At 46.0% G+C, this 16,812-nt stretch carries 10 protein-coding genes; 6 read left to right on the forward strand and 4 right to left on the reverse strand.

Annotated features, from left to right (window positions below):
• The first annotated feature begins 12 nt into the window (after positions 1 to 12).
• The 4 genes from fabF (at position 13) to AC1DCV_RS11565 (ending at position 5,665) form a co-directional block, all read left to right on the forward strand.
• Complete coding sequence (fabF, locus tag AC1DCV_RS11550; RefSeq protein ID WP_441573279.1) at positions 13 to 1,275, forward strand: beta-ketoacyl-ACP synthase II; 1,263 nt, start codon at positions 13 to 15, stop codon at positions 1,273 to 1,275.
• Between the two features lie 218 nt (positions 1,276 to 1,493).
• Complete coding sequence (uvrA, locus tag AC1DCV_RS11555) at positions 1,494 to 4,373, forward strand: excinuclease ABC subunit UvrA (protein WP_477023325.1); 2,880 nt, start codon at positions 1,494 to 1,496, stop codon at positions 4,371 to 4,373.
• Between the two features lie 25 nt (positions 4,374 to 4,398).
• Positions 4,399 to 4,875: a DUF6452 family protein gene (locus AC1DCV_RS11560; protein WP_477023326.1), complete on the forward strand. Its 477-nt coding sequence runs from the start codon at positions 4,399 to 4,401 to the stop codon at positions 4,873 to 4,875.
• Positions 4,838 to 5,665 carry a DUF6048 family protein gene (locus tag AC1DCV_RS11565; protein ID WP_477023327.1) on the forward strand — a complete coding sequence of 276 codons (828 nt, stop codon included), beginning with the start codon at positions 4,838 to 4,840 and terminating at the stop codon, positions 5,663 to 5,665. Before AC1DCV_RS11560 ends, AC1DCV_RS11565 begins: the two co-directional genes overlap by 38 nt.
• A gap of 73 nt (positions 5,666 to 5,738) precedes the next feature.
• On the opposite strand, the gene AC1DCV_RS11570 is transcribed toward AC1DCV_RS11565, so the two are convergent.
• Positions 5,739 to 6,182, reverse strand: coding sequence for a GNAT family N-acetyltransferase (locus AC1DCV_RS11570; RefSeq protein WP_477023328.1), 444 nt, complete (start codon positions 6,180 to 6,182; stop codon positions 5,739 to 5,741).
• A gap of 93 nt (positions 6,183 to 6,275) precedes the next feature.
• Between AC1DCV_RS11570 and AC1DCV_RS11575 the strand changes: the two genes are divergently transcribed.
• The gene (locus tag AC1DCV_RS11575) at positions 6,276 to 7,766 is read left to right on the forward strand and encodes an ATP-binding cassette domain-containing protein (protein ID WP_477023329.1); all 1,491 of its coding nucleotides are present in this window, start codon (positions 6,276 to 6,278) and stop codon (positions 7,764 to 7,766) included.
• A 183-nt stretch (positions 7,767 to 7,949) separates the two neighbouring features.
• A complete protein-coding gene (locus AC1DCV_RS11580; protein WP_477023330.1) occupies positions 7,950 to 13,535 on the forward strand; it encodes an alpha-2-macroglobulin family protein in 5,586 nt (1,861 codons plus the stop codon).
• 83 nt (positions 13,536 to 13,618) lie between these two features.
• Here the strand turns inward: AC1DCV_RS11580 and gap are convergent, their stop codons facing one another.
• The 3 genes from gap to AC1DCV_RS11595 form a co-directional block, all read right to left on the reverse strand.
• Positions 13,619 to 14,638, reverse strand: a complete 1,020-nt coding sequence (gene gap, locus AC1DCV_RS11585) for a type I glyceraldehyde-3-phosphate dehydrogenase (protein WP_477023331.1) — start codon at positions 14,636 to 14,638, stop codon at positions 13,619 to 13,621.
• A gap of 19 nt (positions 14,639 to 14,657) precedes the next feature.
• The gene (locus AC1DCV_RS11590; RefSeq protein ID WP_477023332.1) at positions 14,658 to 15,527 is read right to left on the reverse strand and encodes an alpha/beta fold hydrolase; all 870 of its coding nucleotides are present in this window, start codon (positions 15,525 to 15,527) and stop codon (positions 14,658 to 14,660) included.
• 239 nt (positions 15,528 to 15,766) lie between these two features.
• Entirely contained in the window at positions 15,767 to 16,648 is an 882-nt protein-coding gene (locus AC1DCV_RS11595) for an AraC family transcriptional regulator (protein ID WP_477023333.1), read from the reverse strand.
• Between the last annotated feature and the right edge of the window lie 164 nt (positions 16,649 to 16,812).

A 16,812-nucleotide genomic window follows, 5' to 3' on the forward strand; every position in this document is an offset into this window, starting at 1 on the left:
AAAGTAAAAAATATGCGTACTGTTACACTGAAAAGGGTTGTGGTTACCGGCTTGGGAGCATTAACACCTATCGGGAATGATGTAAATACTTTTTGGAACAATATGAAGGCAGGCGTTAGTGGCGCCGGCCCCATCACTAAATTTGACACCACAGAGTTTAAGACAAAATTCGCCTGTGAAGTGAAAGGATTTGAGGTGGAAAAATATATGGAAAAGAAGGAAGCCCGCAAAATGGATTGTTTCACTCAGTACGCTATGGCGGCTGCGCAGGAAGCAGTACAGGATGCTGGTCTTGACAATGCAGAAATTGACAAAACTAAAATAGGTGTGATCTGGGCTTCCGGTAATGGAGGCATGCTCACGTTCGAAGAACAGATCGTTGAATTTACTCAGGCTAACTTTGTACCTAAGTTCAACCCTTTCTTTATACCTAAATTAATATGTGACATTGCAGCAGGTCAGATAGCTATGAAATACGGTTTCATGGGTGTTAACTTCTGTACTGTTTCCGCCTGTGCCTCTTCTACAAGTGCACTGGTAGATGCTTTCAATTACATTCGTCTCGGTAAAGCCAATGCTATTGTAGCAGGTGGTTCTGAAGCTCCGGTTACCCGTGCAGGTATTGCTGGCTTCAATGCCCTCAAAGCATTGTCTACCCGCAACCAGGACCCCACCCACGCATCCCGTCCGTTTGACATTGAACGCGATGGTTTCGTAATGGGCGAAGGTGCTGGTGCCATCATCCTGGAAGAATATGAACACGCTATTGCCAGAGGTGCTACCATCTATGGCGAAATGATTGGCGGCGCTATGACCTGTGATGCTTACCACCTCACTGCTACCCATCCGGAAGGAATGGGCGCACGCTTAGGGATGGAACAGGCACTGGAAGACGCTGAAATAGCTACTACAGATGTAGACTATATCAACTCCCACACTACTTCTACTCCGGTAGGTGATCTCAGCGAACTGAAAGCAATCGTAACCGCTTTCGGTGACCATGCACCAAAACTCAATATCAGTGCTACCAAATCCATGACAGGTCACCTGCTTGGAGCTGCCGGCGCTATTGAAGCCATTGCCTGCATCAAAGCCACCCAGGAAGATATCATTCCTCCTACCATCAACACCTCCATACTGGGCGAAGGTATCCCTACCAATCTGAACCTGACCCTCGGTACAGCACAGAAACGTGTGGTAAATGTGGCGATGAGCAATACTTTCGGTTTTGGTGGACATAATGCGATCGTAGTATTCAAAAAATATAAAGCTTAATAATAAATGGTAATACCGGGGATTTTGTCTTTCCCCGGATAAAAGAGATTACCTGATTATTTTTTAAGATTTTAAAAAAAGATGAGCGAAGATTGAAGCACTTAACCTGCTTTGATCTTCGCTAATTTTTTTAGCTAAAAAAGCGGAATAAGGGCTATCCCTTTCATCCGGGGAAAGACAAAATTCGCAATTATGGCGTAGCTTAGTAGTTTAATATTATGGCAAAGAAAAAAGAGAATGTACCCGCTACTTCCGTTGCGCAAGCCCCGGCAGATGAACAAATAGCCATCTTTGGCGCACGGGAGCATAACCTGAAAAACCTGGACCTGGAGTTGCCCAAAAATAAACTGGTAGTCATCACCGGCATCAGCGGCAGTGGTAAATCATCCCTGGCATTTGATACCATTTATGCAGAAGGACAACGCCGTTACATGGAAAGCTTTTCCGCTTATGCCCGTCAGTTTATTGGCGATATGGAAAGGCCCGATGTGGATAAAATCACCGGTCTTTCACCCGTTATTTCTATAGAACAGAAAACTACCAATAAAAACCCGCGATCTACAGTTGGTACCATTACGGAGATCTATGACTTCCTGCGCCTGTTATATGCACGCGCCGGCACAGCCTACTCCTACAACACCAATAAACCCATGACGCGCTTCTCCGAAGAAGAAATACTGGCGCACCTTTTCAAAAACTATAAAAATAAAAAACTGGCCGTCCTCGCCCCACTCGTTCGTGGACGTAAAGGCCATTACCGGGAACTGTTTGAACAGGTACGCAAACAAGGCTACCTCAAAGTGCGCATAGACGGAGAAATACAGGACCTGAAAGAAAGAATGCAGGTGGATCGTTACAAAATCCACGACATTGAACTGGTAATAGACCGTATACAAGTGCAGGAAGATGCCCGCACCCGTATCAGTCAGAGTGTACAAAAAGCACTCACCATGGGTAAAGGACTCCTGTTTATCATGGACCACGACACCAATAAGGTAAGCCAGTACAGTAAACAACTGATGTGTGAAGACACCGGCCTTTCCTACGAAGAGCCCAGTCCCAACACCTTCTCCTTTAACTCACCCTATGGTGCCTGCCCGCGCTGTAAAGGTCTTGGTACCATTTACCAGATCAATATGGATGAAATCATTCCTGATTACAGCATATCCATTACGGATGGTGGCCTCAAACCACTGGGGGAAGCCCGCGATACCTTTACCTTTAAACAGGTACAGCAACTCGCCAAAAAATATAAGTTCTCCTTAACCGCTCCTATTTCCGCTATCCCGCAGAAAGCCCTCAACGTATTGTTGTTTGGCGATGAAAACGGTAAGCTGGAAGTAGACATGGCCTATGATGAAGGCAGCGGCAATACAGAATATGCTACTGAATACGAAGGAGTGGTGAACATGGTACGCCGTTATTTTAACGATACATCTTCCGATCACGTACGCAGCTGGGCAGAAGGCTTTATGCAACTGAGCACCTGTCCGGAATGTAACGGCGCCCGCCTCAAAAAGGAAAGCCTGTTCTTTAAGATCGATGAAAAAAATATCTCCGAACTTGGTAACATGGACCTGGATAAGCTCCTGGCCTGGTTTGGTAATATCGAAGACCGCCTCGAGAAAAAACAGAATGCCATCGCCAAAGATATCCTGAAGGAAATCCGCGAACGACTGGGATTCCTGCTCAACGTAGGGCTTAATTATCTTACACTGAACCGGCCTACGCGTAGTTTGAGTGGTGGCGAATCCCAACGCATACGACTCGCCACACAGATCGGATCCCAACTGATGGGGATCACCTACATACTGGATGAACCCAGTATAGGACTGCATCAGCGAGATAATATGCAACTGATAGATGCCCTCCGCAACCTGAAAGAAATGGGTAACACCGTGATTGTAGTGGAGCATGATAAAGATATCATGCTGCATGCCGATCACCTGGTAGATATTGGCCCCGGCGCCGGTATTCACGGCGGACAAATCATTGCACAAGGTACGCCCGCTGCCATCCTTAAACTCAATACACCTACTGCCGGATACCTGAATGGCAAAACAGCCTCGGAAATACCCGCCCAGCGCCGTAAAGGCAATGGCAACTCCCTGGAACTGAAAGGTGCTACCGGCAATAACCTGAAGAATGTAAACCTGAAACTGCCACTAGGCACTTTCATTTGTGTAACCGGCGTTTCTGGCAGCGGTAAGTCTACCCTGATCAACGAAACCCTGTATCCCATTCTTTCCAAACATGCCTACGACTCCAAGATGGTGCCGATGCCATATAAGAGCATCAAAGGACTGGAGTTTATAGATAAGGTAATAGAAATAGATCAGTCACCCATTGGCCGTACACCACGCAGCAACCCGGCCACTTACTGTGGCTTTTTCACCGATATCAGAACCCTGTTTGCCTCCGTACCGGAAGCCAAAATCAGGGGATATAACGCCGGCCGCTTTTCGTTCAACGTAAAAACCGGTCGCTGTGATGTTTGTGAAGGCGGTGGTATGCGCGTAATAGAAATGAACTTCCTCCCGGATGTATATGTGCATTGCGAAAAATGTAACGGTCGCCGTTATAACCGCGAAACATTGGAAATACGCTACAAAGGCAAGTCCATTTCTGATGTGCTGGATATGACCGTGGATGAAGCCGTGGAATTTTTCCAGCCGGTACCATGGATCTACCGTAAAATAAAAACCCTGCAGGACGTAGGACTTGGCTATATCACACTCGGTCAATCGGCGGTAACCCTCTCCGGAGGCGAAGCCCAAAGGGTAAAACTGGCAACCGAACTTTCCAAGAAAGATACCGGTAAAACCATTTACATCCTCGATGAACCCACTACAGGCCTGCATTTCCAGGATATACAACTACTCCTGAAAGTACTGTATAAACTGGTAGACCGTGGTAACACCGTACTGGTCATAGAACACAACCTGGATGTAATCAAAATGGCAGACTACGTGGTAGACCTGGGGCCGGAAGGTGGCGGAGGTGGCGGTACCATTTTATGTACCGGTACACCGGAACAGGTAAGTGCCTGTAAAGAGAGCCATACCGCCCGATTCCTCAAAAAGGAGCTGGGAATTTAATATCTTGCCAACTTGTAAGCAATCAATGAAAAGCATTTACCAGATATTACTCACCTGTTTCATTTTCGCCGGCATCGTTGCCTGCGAAAATGAAACAAAAGTATGCGATCAAACCTTGCGTAACGATCTGCATACCCATTTTAAGCGCGACAGTCTCAATATTTTCCGGGATACCGTTATGCCTAAAGTAACGGCGTACGCACTTGGCAGGGATACCATCTATAAAAGTCAGCCACTATCGGATATGTTCTTTCAGTTGTCTCCGGTAGCCGACAGTGCCCGGTTTTATGTGAAAGTAGATTCTGCGGCCGTAGCAGATACCATCACGTTCCGGTATTCCCGCGTGAAACATTTTATATCTCCCGGCTGTGGATTTGGTACCTACTTTAACCTGGATACCGTAATCACTACCATGCATACCATCGATTCACTTTCGATTAATAATAAGTCCGTAACCAGCAGCAATGACACGCATCTTTTGTTATATTTCTTTGTTAATTAGTATCCTGCTCTCCGCTGCTGCTATGGCCCAAAACAAGCCAACAGCTGCGAAACCGGATAGCTTACACAAAACAATCAAAGCAGATACCACCCATAAAATGGTGGCAGATACTGCTAAGAAATTAATCGTCCCCCATATAGACAGCTCCTGGTATATTCCCGGCGGCATTCGGGTAGGCCTGGACCTCAGCCGGATCGTTTCCGCCATCTATTATCCATATAGAAAAGAAGTCACCGTAGTAGCAGATGCCCGTATCAACAGCAATCTGTATGCAGCCTTTGAAGGCGGATTTGCCAGCACACCGTATAGCGATACCAGTTACAGCTATAAAGGCAGCGGCGTATTTGTAACACTGGGCGTAGACTATAACTTCCTGAAAAGACAATACCCCTCCGAGAAAAATATGTTCTATACCGGGATCCGTTATGGATTCTCCCATTTCAGCTATGAGGTACCATCTTACAGCATCAAGAATACCTACTGGGGAGATCATCTCACCGGCAGTCTTCCTAAAACAAATGTAAATGCACATTGGATAGAACTTGTGGTAGGCCTGAAAGCAGAAATTTTCAAGAACTTCTTTATGGGCTGGAATTTACGGGAACGTATCCTGATCAACAATGTAAAAACTGCTGAGATGACCCCACTGGTCATCCCCGGCTTTGGCAACGGCTCCAAAGGAGCCGTGTTTGACGTACAATACACTGTTTCCTATGTCATTCCTTTTTATCGCTTAAAGGAACATACGCCTAAGGTGGAAGTGAAACAGAAAAAAATACCTAAACGATAACGGAGTTTGTCTTACTCAGGATGACGCTGATTTTGATAATGATCAGCCTAACCCTGAGTAAGCTACATGTGTATCATAAGCGAAGCATTTCAATGTGAGGAATTCCATCCTCCAGGTAAGTATCGCTGGTTTGTTCAAAACCCAATGAAGTATAAAAACGCTGTAAATATTGCTGAGCGCCTATTTTGATAGGTATTTTGCCATAATGTTGCTGCAGCTCCAGTATAGAACGTTCCATCAGCTCCCTGCCAGCACCCTTCCCCCTCACCAAAGGAGAAGTAACCACCCTGCCAATAGATGCCTCTGTAAACTTAATACCAGGCGCAAAAATACGGGTATAAGCCAGCAGCTGACCACTATCATCTGTGCCCATTAAATGCAACGCTTTCTGATCCGAATTGTCCAGATCCTGGTACGCACAATTTTGCTCTATGATAAACACCTCGCTTCTCAAACGCAGGATGGCATAGAGTTCTGCTACAGTAAGTTCCTCAAAGGATTTTATCTTCCAAATCATACCCTCTTATTTGTCATAAATTTACTGGATGCTTTCAATAATACTGCTAATTTTATCCCTGACAGATGAATATTTAGCCCAATCGTCCAAATTATGACAGATAAGCAAACACCGTTCCTCTCCATGGAACATATTACCGTAAGGTATCTCGACAAAACATTATTTGATACCCTTAGCTGGCAGATTAATAAAGGGGAACAATGGGCGATTACCGGCACCAGTGGCTCAGGTAAAACCGCCCTGCTGAATACTATACTCGGTAAATTCAATATCATTAATGGAAGTATTCATTACCATTTTTATGACGAGTATTGCAGCCGGCATACCATCACCGACCCATGGTTTAACTATCGCAACCTCATAGCCATGGTAGGACATCATCATACCTTCCGGAACCTTTCCAACACCACTACCGACTTCTATTATCAGCAACGCTTCAACAGCATGGATGCCGATAATTCCCCCACTGTGATGGAATACCTGGAAATCACAGCCGTGCCTGCACTCGTGCAACCTCTTCGTATTGCCCCCCTGATGGAGAAACGCCTCATCAAATTATCCAATGGCGAAACCCGCCGGGTAATGATTGCACGCGCCCTCCTCCAGCAACCACAGCTGCTCATACTGGATAACCCCTATATAGGACTGGATATACAGGCCCGTAAAGATTTCAGCCATATGATCAATGAAATCATTGCCGGCGGCACCACCGTATTACTGGCCACTGCTCCCAATGAAATACCTGACCATATTACACATGTACTGACCTTAGAAAATGCCGCTATAACAGGGAAGTATACACGTAGCGAATTTATCGGGCTCCCCTTACCAGCTCCGGTGGATATTGCTCTGCCGGAAATGGAAACAGATAAAATAGCGGCACTGGTGCAAAACAGCCAGAGTAGCCAGTTCGACACCATCGTTCGCATGGAAGATATCCATATCAAATATGGCGAAAACACTATTCTAAACGGCATCAACTGGACGGTAAAGCCTAACGACAAGTGGGCGTTGCTGGGGCCTAACGGCGCCGGTAAATCTACTCTACTCAGCCTGGTAAACGGCGATAACCCACAGGCTTATGCCAACAAGCTATGGCTCTTCGACCGCAAACGCGGCACCGGAGAAAGCATCTGGGATATCAAGAAAAAAATAGGCTTCATATCGCCCGAACTACATCAGTATTTCACCTCTCGTGACAACTGCCTGCAGGTAGTATGCTCCGGCTTCTCCGATGTAATAGGCAGCACTAAACCGGCTACCCCGGCACAGCAACAGATCGCCCGCGACTGGATGAGTGTACTCAATATATCCGCACACGAAAACAGCCCGTTCAAACAGGTATCAGAAAGCGCACAACGCCTTACCCTGCTGGCCCGGGCTCTGGTGAAAAATCCGCCCCTCCTGATTTTTGATGAACCCTGCCAGGGACTGGACGCACAACAAAAGCTACATTTCAAAAAAGTAATAGAACAACTCTGTGCACATATGCCTGTTACCCTCATCTTTGTAACACATTATGAAGATGAACTCCCTGATTGCGTGGATAAATTCATACGCCTGAATAAAGGCGAAATGGTATAGCCGATTTTATCTTACCCGCGATGATACTGATTCTGAAAATTCGCCTTTGATTTCAAAGTCAAAAAATGGAAATCATTGTAATCAGTACCATCGCGGGTAAGACAAAATCCCCATAAAACCCCCAATTCAATAAATTTCCCGACATTCGCACCTAATAGTTAATCACCCTAATCACCATTCCTGATGCACCCATCAAAACGGCTTATTGCTGTAGCAGCGTTATTTTTTTTCATGACCGCCCTGTTTGTGATCAGTGGTTGCCGTACCACCCGAAAAGAAATGAACCCGGAATTTGCCAGATACATTGAGGCATATACCGCAGGTATCATTTCCAAACAGAGCGCTGTCCGCGTTCACCTGACCGGACAAACAAATGTAACGCACACCCAGAACGAGCCCCTGGATAAGGAAGTATTCGAATTCTCACCTTCCATCAAGGGTAAGTCGTACTGGATAGACGCTACCACCATTGAGTTCAGACCAGACGAAAATCTGCAACCCGGTAAAACCTACCAGGCCACTTTTAAACTGGGCAAAATCCTCGATGTTCCCAAAGAACTGAAAGCCTTTGATTTCGAATTCAAAATCATTAAGCCCTCTTTTTCTATAGAAAATTTCGGACTGAAATCCAGTACCAACAACACCCTGGACCGCATGACCTGCACCGGCGCCATCTATACCGCCGATGTGGAAGATCCGCAGGCCATTGAAAAAATACTGACCGCACAATATGCCGGTAAAGGACTACCCATTACCTGGCAACATAATGCCACCGAACGCACCTCACGGTTTACCATCGCTAATATTGCCCGTTCCAACATCGCCCGCAACCTGGAGCTGAACTGGAATGGTACCTCTCTTAAAGTAGACAATACCGGTAAAAGCACCACCGAAGTTCCTGCTATCGGCGACTTTAAAGTATTGGACGTTAAAGCCCTTTCTGATCCGGAACAACACCTGCTGGTACAGTTCTCCGATCCTATCAGTATGGCACAAACACTCGAAGGCCTGATTGGTATCAGCGGACAAAGTGATCTGCGTTATACCGTAGATGGTAGTGAAGTAWGCGTATATACCCCTACCAGGCTGGAAGGAAATTATAATGTAATTGTGAATGAAGGCGTGATCAACATCACGGATAAACGTTTAGGCAAAACATTCAGTGCCAACGTAAATTTTGAAAACACCCTGCCATCTGTCAGCATCCCGGGCAAAGGAGTGATCCTGCCGGAAAGTAACAAACTGGTGATGCCGTTTGAAGCCGTAAACCTCAACGCAGTAGATGTTACCATCATCAAAATTTATGAAAACAATGTGCCACAATACCTGCAACGCAACGACCTCGATGGCAACCAGGAGTTACGTCGTGTAGGCAAGCCCGTAGTAGAAAAAACAATTCGTCTCGATGTGGATAAATCGGTGAACCTGCATAAGAAAAACCGCTTCTTCCTGGATCTTGATAAAATGTTACGTACGGAACCGGGCGCTATTTACCGTATCACCATAGGTTTCCGTAAGTCGTACGCCATGACCGCCTGCTCTGCAGATACCACCAAAGATGGAGATAAAGTATCTTCAGATGGAGAAGAAGGCGAGGAAGAATATTATGGCGGAGAAAAAATTGACGATGACGACTCCTTCTGGCAGCGCTACGATAGCTACTATCCATACGGATATAACTGGGACCGCCGCAATGATGCCTGCTCTAATTCTTACTATAGCAAAGACAAATGGGCTTCCCGCAATATTATTTCTTCCAACATTGGCCTCATTGCCAAAAGAGGAAATGACAACAGCATGGTAGTAGCGGTAACGGATATACGCGATACCAAACCCATGATAGGCGTGGAATTGGAGCTGCTCGACTACCAGAACCAGGTGATCTTTAAAACTAAAAGTGATGGTGAAGGCTTAGCTTCCTTTGACCTGAAACGTAAACCTTACCTGCTCATTGCCAAAAAAGAAAATGAAAGAGGCTACCTCAAACTGGATGATGGAAGTTCATTGCCATTAAGCCGCTTCGACGTAAAAGGAGAAGAAGTACAAAACGGTATCAAAGGCTTCCTGTATGGCGAACGTGGCGTATGGCGCCCCGGCGATTCTGTTTATCTCACCTTTATACTGGAAGACAAAGGACAGAAACTCCCTGCTGATCACCCGGTAACACTGGAATTATACAATCCAAAAGGACAGCTATACAAGCGTATTAATCAGCATGAAGGATTGAATGGCTTCTACAGCTTTGCTACTGCTACCGCACCGGATGATCCTACCGGCAGCTGGGTAGCCAAAGTAAAAGTAGGTGGCGCCACCTTCCAGAAAAATGTACGCATAGAAACCGTAAAACCTAACCGCCTTAAAATAAAAATGGATTTCGGCAATAATATATCCTTGTCGAAAGGTAGTTCTACCGGTAACCTCTCGGCCATGTGGCTATTTGGCGCCACCGCCCAGCATCTCAAAGCAAAAGTGGATGTATCACTAGTACAGGGAACCACCAGTTTCAAAAACTTTGGTGACTACTCCTTTGACGATCCGGTAACACATTTTGATGCAGAAAATAAAACCATTTTTGAAGGTCCGCTGAACGAGAATGGCACAGCGCCTGTCAATGCCGATATACAGTTAGGCAAAGTAGCACCGGGACAACTGAAAGCTAATTTCGAAGTAAAAGTATTTGAGCCGGGAGGCGATTTCAGTATCGATCATTTTTCCATGCCTTATAACCCCTTTACTTCCTACGCTGGTTTACGTATGCCTGCCGGCGATCGTACCACCGGTATGTTGCTCACCGACAGACCTCATACTATTGACCTGGTAGATGTGGATGGCAACGGCAACCTCACCAAAGGCAGTCGTGAAGTACAGGTAGAAGTATACAAAATAAAATGGAGATGGTGGTGGGATGAAGGGGAAGAAGATGATTACTCCAACTTCACACAAGACAGCTACAATCAACTGCTGAGCAAAGAAACCGTTACCCTGCAGGATGGCAAGGGTAAGTGGAATCTCCAGGTAAATTCGCCAGACTGGGGCAGATACCTGGTAAGGGTGAAAGATCTGCAAAGCGGACATACTGCCGGTAAATCGGTATATATCGATTGGCCAGGCTGGGCAGAAAGAATGCAGAAAGATAACCCTGCAGAAGCATCTATGCTGGTGTTCACTTCTGACAAACAACAATATAAAACAGGTGATGATATTACCCTGACGATCCCCAGCAGTGAAGGCGGACGCGGACTGGTAAGTATTGAATCTGGTAGCAAAGTATTAAAGACCTACTGGATCACTACCAAACAGGGACAAACAACTTTCAAATTCAAGGCGGAGAAAAACATGACGCCTAATATATACGTGAACGTTAGTTTGCTGCAAAAACATGCGCAAACATTGAACGATCTGCCAATCCGTATGTATGGCACTATTCCGATTTCAGTAGAAGATCCTGGCACCATTCTGAAGCCGGTGATCACCATGTCGGATAAGCTGAAGCCTGAAACAGAAGCCAGTATATCCGTGAGCGAAAGCAACGGTAAACCGATGACGTACACCATCGCGATTGTAGATGAAGGCTTGCTGGATCTTACCCGCTTTAAAACACCGGATCCACATAGCGCCTTCTATGCCAGAGAAGCATTGGGCGTAAAAACCTGGGATCTGTACGACTTTGTAATAGGCGCCTGGGGCGCAGATATGGATCGTATCCTGAGCATAGGTGGTGATGAAGGACTGGATAAAAATGCTGGTAGCGCCAAAGCCAACCGCTTCAAGCCCGTAGTGAAATATATGGGGCCTTTCTACCTGAAAACAGGACAAAAACAAACACATAAATTCAAACTGCCGCCATATATCGGCTCTGTAAAAGCAATGGTAGTAGCCGGACAGGACGGCGCCTATGGCTTTGCAGAAAAAGCAGTAGCAGTTAAGAAACCGTTGATGTTGCTCACCACAGCGCCGCGTGTACTGGGACCATCAGAAACCATACAGGTGCCTGTCACCGTATTTGGCCTGGAACCCAATATCCGTAGTGCCAGCGTTACCATCAGCACCAGTCCTTTGCTGGAAATAGTGGGTGAGCGTACTAAAACAGTCACCTTCACACAACCGGGAGAACAGCTGGTTTACTTTGATGTAAAAGTAAGACCACAAACAGGCGTTGCTAAAATAAAAGTAGTGGCCAGCAGTGGCGCAGAAAGAGCAGAAGAAAATATAGAACTGAATGTGCGTAATCCAAATCCGGTGATTACCAATATCATTGAAAATACACTGGAAGGCAACAGGAGCTGGGAATCGGCCTTCAGCCCCGTTGGCATGGCAGGTACCAACAGCGGCGTACTGGAAGTATCCACTATCCCATCGCTCAACCTGGGCAAGCGTTTACGCTACCTCATAGAATATCCGCATGGCTGTATTGAACAAACTACTTCGGGCGTATTCCCGCAGCTGGTGTTGAATCAGCTGATGGATGTAAAAGAAGGTCAGCTGGCAGAAATAGACCGTAATGTAAAAGCAGGTATCAATCGCCTGAAGAGCTTCCAGACTTCTGACGGTGGTTTCAGCTACTGGCCGGGAGAAGGTAACTCTGATGAGTGGGGTACCAACTACGGCGGCCATTTCCTCATAGAGGCGCAGGCTAAGGGTTATACATTACCTCCGGGACTGTTGGATCAGTGGAAAAAATACCAGCGCAATAAAGCCGGTACCTGGGCGCCGAGTACACTAAACTTCTACGGCGGTGACCTTACACAGGCTTATCGTTTGTACCTGCTGGCACTGGCTAAGTCGCCGGAGTTAGGTGCGATGAACCGCTTAAAGGAATTCAAATATTTATCCGCTCCTGCCAAATGGAGACTGGCGGCGGCCTACAAGCTATCCGGACAACCGGAAGTAGCAAATTCGCTGGTACAGAATCTGCCCACAGACGTAAAACCATACACCCAATTAGGAGGTACCTTCGGTTCCGACCTGCGTGATAAGGCGATGATACTGGAAACGATTACCATCCTCGGCCAACGCAACCGTGCCGGTGAAATGGTAAAACAAATTGCAGCGCAGTTGTCTCAAAACGACCAGTGGTACAGCACACAAACCACCGCCTATTCCCTGATTGCCATCGCCAGATACTGTGGAGAAAATAAAGGTGGCAGCAAAATAAGCTTTGGCTATACGTTAAACGGCGTTAAAGGCACCGTAAACGGCCAATCTTTCGTTACTCAGATACCAATTACCTTCAGCGGTACTGCGGGCAATGTCAGCATCCAGAATAACGGACAGAACTTACTGTATGTAAGACTCATTCTCCAGGGACAACCGGATGCGGGTCAGGAACCGGTAGCCAGCAACAACCCGGATGTATTGGGTATGCAGGTAAGCTACAGCACCCGTGATGGTAAACCAATTGACCCGGCTACGCTCAGACAAGGCAGCGACTTCATGGCTACGGTGACCATCAATAACCCGGGTAAACGTGGTTACTACGAACAGATGGCGTTATCACAAATCTTCCCGTCCGGATGGGAAATCCTCAATACCCGGTTAATGGATAATGATAGCGCTTTCCATTCTTCCCCATCTACGTATATGGATATCCGTGATGACAGGGTATATACTTACTTCAACATTGAAGAAAACAAACGGCGTACTTATAATGTACTGCTGAACGCCGCTTACCTGGGCAGGTACTATCTGCCGGCTACCTCCTGCGAAGCGATGTATGATAATACCATTCACGCTTTCCAGCCAGGTAAATGGGTGGAAGTAGTGAAGTAGCTTTTAGCTGTTAACCATTAGCTTTTAGCAAAAATGCAGCGGAGAACATACTATGTTCCTCGCTGCATTTTTTTTGCCAACAGCTAAAAGCTAATGGCTAAAAGCTCCCCGATATACCTTACGGTCCTTGCCAACTGCGATACATAACTCATCTCATTATCATACCAGCTCACTACTCTCACAATCTGTTGGTCTCCGGCTGATAATACTTTTGTTTGTGTAGCATCAAAGAGAGAACCATAATTAATACCAATCACATCACTGCTCACTATCTCATCGATGTTATACCCGAAGCTCTCATTGGCGGCGGCTTTCATGGCGGCATTCACTTCGTCCACCGTTACCTTTTTGTTAAGGGTAACTGTTAATTCAGTGAGTGATCCGGCTATCACCGGTACCCGTTGTGAAGTACCATCCAGTTTACCTTTTAAGCCGGGCAATACCAAACCGATTGCTTTCGCTGCGCCGGTACTGGTAGGAATAATACTTTGTGCCGCTGCTCTGGCGCGTCTCAGATCTCCTTTGGCATGAGGGGCATCCTGAATATTCTGATCGTTCGTATAGGCGTGTATGGTAGTCATCAACCCATTTACGATACCAAATGTATCATCCAGCACCTGTGCCATGGGAGCCAGGCAGTTGGTGGTGCAGGAAKCACAGCTGATAATTGTTTCTGTACCATCAAGGGTAGCGTGGTTAACATTATACACAATGGTTTTCATATCACCTGTAGCTGGTGCAGAGATGACCACCTTTTTGGCGCCTGCTTCGATATGAGCCGCCGCCGTATTTTTATCTGTAAAGAAACCGGTACTTTCCAGGACTACATCTACGGCATGTTGTCCCCAGGGTATTTCAGCAGGGTTTCTTTTTGCATAAATCTTTATTTCTTTTCCGTTTACCTGTATCGCATCTGCAGTTGCGGTTACTGTTGCCTCAAATCTGCCCTGGGCAGTATCATATTTCAGGAGGTGTGCTAATACAGCAGGACTCGTTAAATCGTTGATCGCCACTATTTCAATGCCTTCCTGATTGTACATTTCACGAAAAAACAATCTTCCAATTCTTCCAAAGCCGTTAATGGCAATTTTAGTGTCAGACATATCTCAATATTTTAGGTGATTATAATTTTCTTAAAAAATCATGTATCAATGCAGCTACTTCTTCATGATATTCTTCCAGTACAAAATGGCCACCATCCAGCAGATGGACTTCTGCATTTTCAACATCTCTTTTATATGCTTCCGCACCGGGCCAGGTGAATATTTTGTCGTTTTTACCCCACACTACCAAAACAGGCGGCTGCTGTGTGCGCAGGTACTGCTGCCATTCCGGGTATTTCGGAAAATTGGTACCATAGTTCTGAAACAGTGCAATCTGTATTTCTTCAACCCCAGGTCTGGCCATATAAAAATGCGCCAGCTCATAGCTGTCCGGGCTCACACGTTCCGGGTTAGCGGCGCCAAACACATGTTCTTCCTTAATCCTTGGCAGCGTTAATTTATCTGCGATCGCTGCCAGCAATGCTTTTTCATCATGTTGCAATGTTCCTATGATCTGCACATCGGGGCCTAATCCTTCATCATATACATTCGCATTTTGTATCACCAGGGCTTCTACCAGCTCAGGTCTTTTAGTGATAATGCGGAAACCAATAGGGCCGCCATAATCCTGCAAATACCAGGTGAATTTTGTTAAGCCAAGGGCATCAATAAACTGCTCCATCACCACGGCCAGGTTATCGAAAGTATAGTCGAATGCCGTTAATGCGGGGATACTGCTCTGGCCAAATCCGGGATAATCGGGAGCTATCACATTGTACCTGTCCGCCAGATCATGAATAAGGTCCCGGTACATATGCGAGGTGGAAGGAAAGCCGTGTAAAAGTAATATCACTGGTGCATCTGCAGGCCCTGCTTCCCGATAAAAAATGTCGAGGTTGTTAACGGTAACTGTTTTGTATAAAACGCTGGTAGTAGTGAGTGTTTTCATGTGTGTTTAATTTTGTACTATCTGGTACAATAGTAAGTAAAAAAAAGTGTTAGCGGATATGTGATGTATTTATTGCGGGTAGTTGGGTTTGTGTATCATCTGTAGTAGTTTTCTGGCATAAAGATATATATTTTACCAATTGGTACAAAATATATCTTTAAATATTTTAAAAACAGAAGAAGCATCCCGGTGCTTTCATGATCAAGCTATTAGTAAGCGGAGCATACGATTGGGCAGCGTTATTGCTGATTACCTACCGGACGGGCATTTTTCCGGTATTCCAGCGGACTCACCCCGCTATGTTTTCTGAACTGTCGCCCTAAATGGCTTTCATCTGTAAAACCCAGCTCTCCCGCAATCTGACTGACAGTAAGCGTGCTGAAAGCCAGGCGTTGCTGCACCATATTTATTTTATACTGCGTAATATAATGCTGTAAACTTTCGCCCGTAAGTTTACGGAAATACTCGCCTACATAATTTGCGGAAAGATTGAAGTGAGCAGCGAGATAATCCACTCTTAATTTTTCTGCATCACTGATATGTTGCCTGATATGCAACAGCATCCGGTTAATCAGTGGCTCTGTTTCCTGACCGGTAGCAGTTGTGCCCGCATTTGTATTGTCGGACGCATTGCGGGCCAGGATATTCAACAACAGGGTCACAAAATGCTGGAGGTTCTCTTCATGATAAGCCTGCTTCTGCTGATACTCCTGCACCACATTATTAATCAGCGAGCTAATCATCTTACAATCACCCGTATCCTTTACTAACAGCCGCTGAAAACGGTTATGGTGAGAAAAGATATGTTCCAGTTGCTTGAGCCATTGAACAATCCTTGCGCGGTCAGGTGCATTTTTATACTGTCCCAGGAAAACCTCCGAGAAACGGATAGAGCAGAAGCGCGTGGGCGTAGTGGCATTAAAGCCGCGGCAATCCAGCGGTGTAAAGAGAAAGATGCTTCCCTTTTCGTAAGGAAAATCATTCAGATTAGTCGTGCGTACACCGCTCCCTTCCAGGATTTGTACAATCTCGAAGAAATGATAAATCAGCGGACGCTCTTTCCAGCATTCCATATCTGATACGTGTACCTCAAACGGGCGGTGCAACTCTTTACGCTCCATAATTGATTGCCTTTACAAATGATGTATACGGACTGCATCCATCATGCGGTGCACAAGACAGGTATCCCACCTTATGCCCTGTAACCTGTAAAATTACAAAAGAAACCTCTCTTTATCACTGTTCTGCCATGACTGTCCCGCGTAATTTTGTCATCAGAAAATCA

The sequence above is a fragment of the Chitinophaga sp. 10T418 genome (genome assembly GCF_056394125.1).

Bases quoted from the DNA above. Each gene is read 5' to 3' on its own strand.
- fabF (WP_441573279.1), top strand. From the start codon at position 13: ATGCGTACTGTTACACTGAAAAGGGTTGTGGTTACCGGCTTGGGAGCA.
- uvrA (WP_477023325.1), top strand. From the start codon at position 1,494: ATGGCAAAGAAAAAAGAGAATGTACCCGCTACTTCCGTTGCGCAAGCC.
- AC1DCV_RS11560 (WP_477023326.1), top strand. From the start codon at position 4,399: ATGAAAAGCATTTACCAGATATTACTCACCTGTTTCATTTTCGCCGGC.
- AC1DCV_RS11565 (WP_477023327.1), top strand. From the start codon at position 4,838: ATGACACGCATCTTTTGTTATATTTCTTTGTTAATTAGTATCCTGCTC.
- AC1DCV_RS11570 (WP_477023328.1), bottom strand. From the start codon at position 6,182: ATGATTTGGAAGATAAAATCCTTTGAGGAACTTACTGTAGCAGAACTC.
- AC1DCV_RS11575 (WP_477023329.1), top strand. From the start codon at position 6,276: ATGACAGATAAGCAAACACCGTTCCTCTCCATGGAACATATTACCGTA.
- AC1DCV_RS11590 (WP_477023332.1), bottom strand. From the start codon at position 15,527: ATGAAAACACTCACTACTACCAGCGTTTTATACAAAACAGTTACCGTT.
- AC1DCV_RS11595 (WP_477023333.1), bottom strand. From the start codon at position 16,648: ATGGAGCGTAAAGAGTTGCACCGCCCGTTTGAGGTACACGTATCAGAT.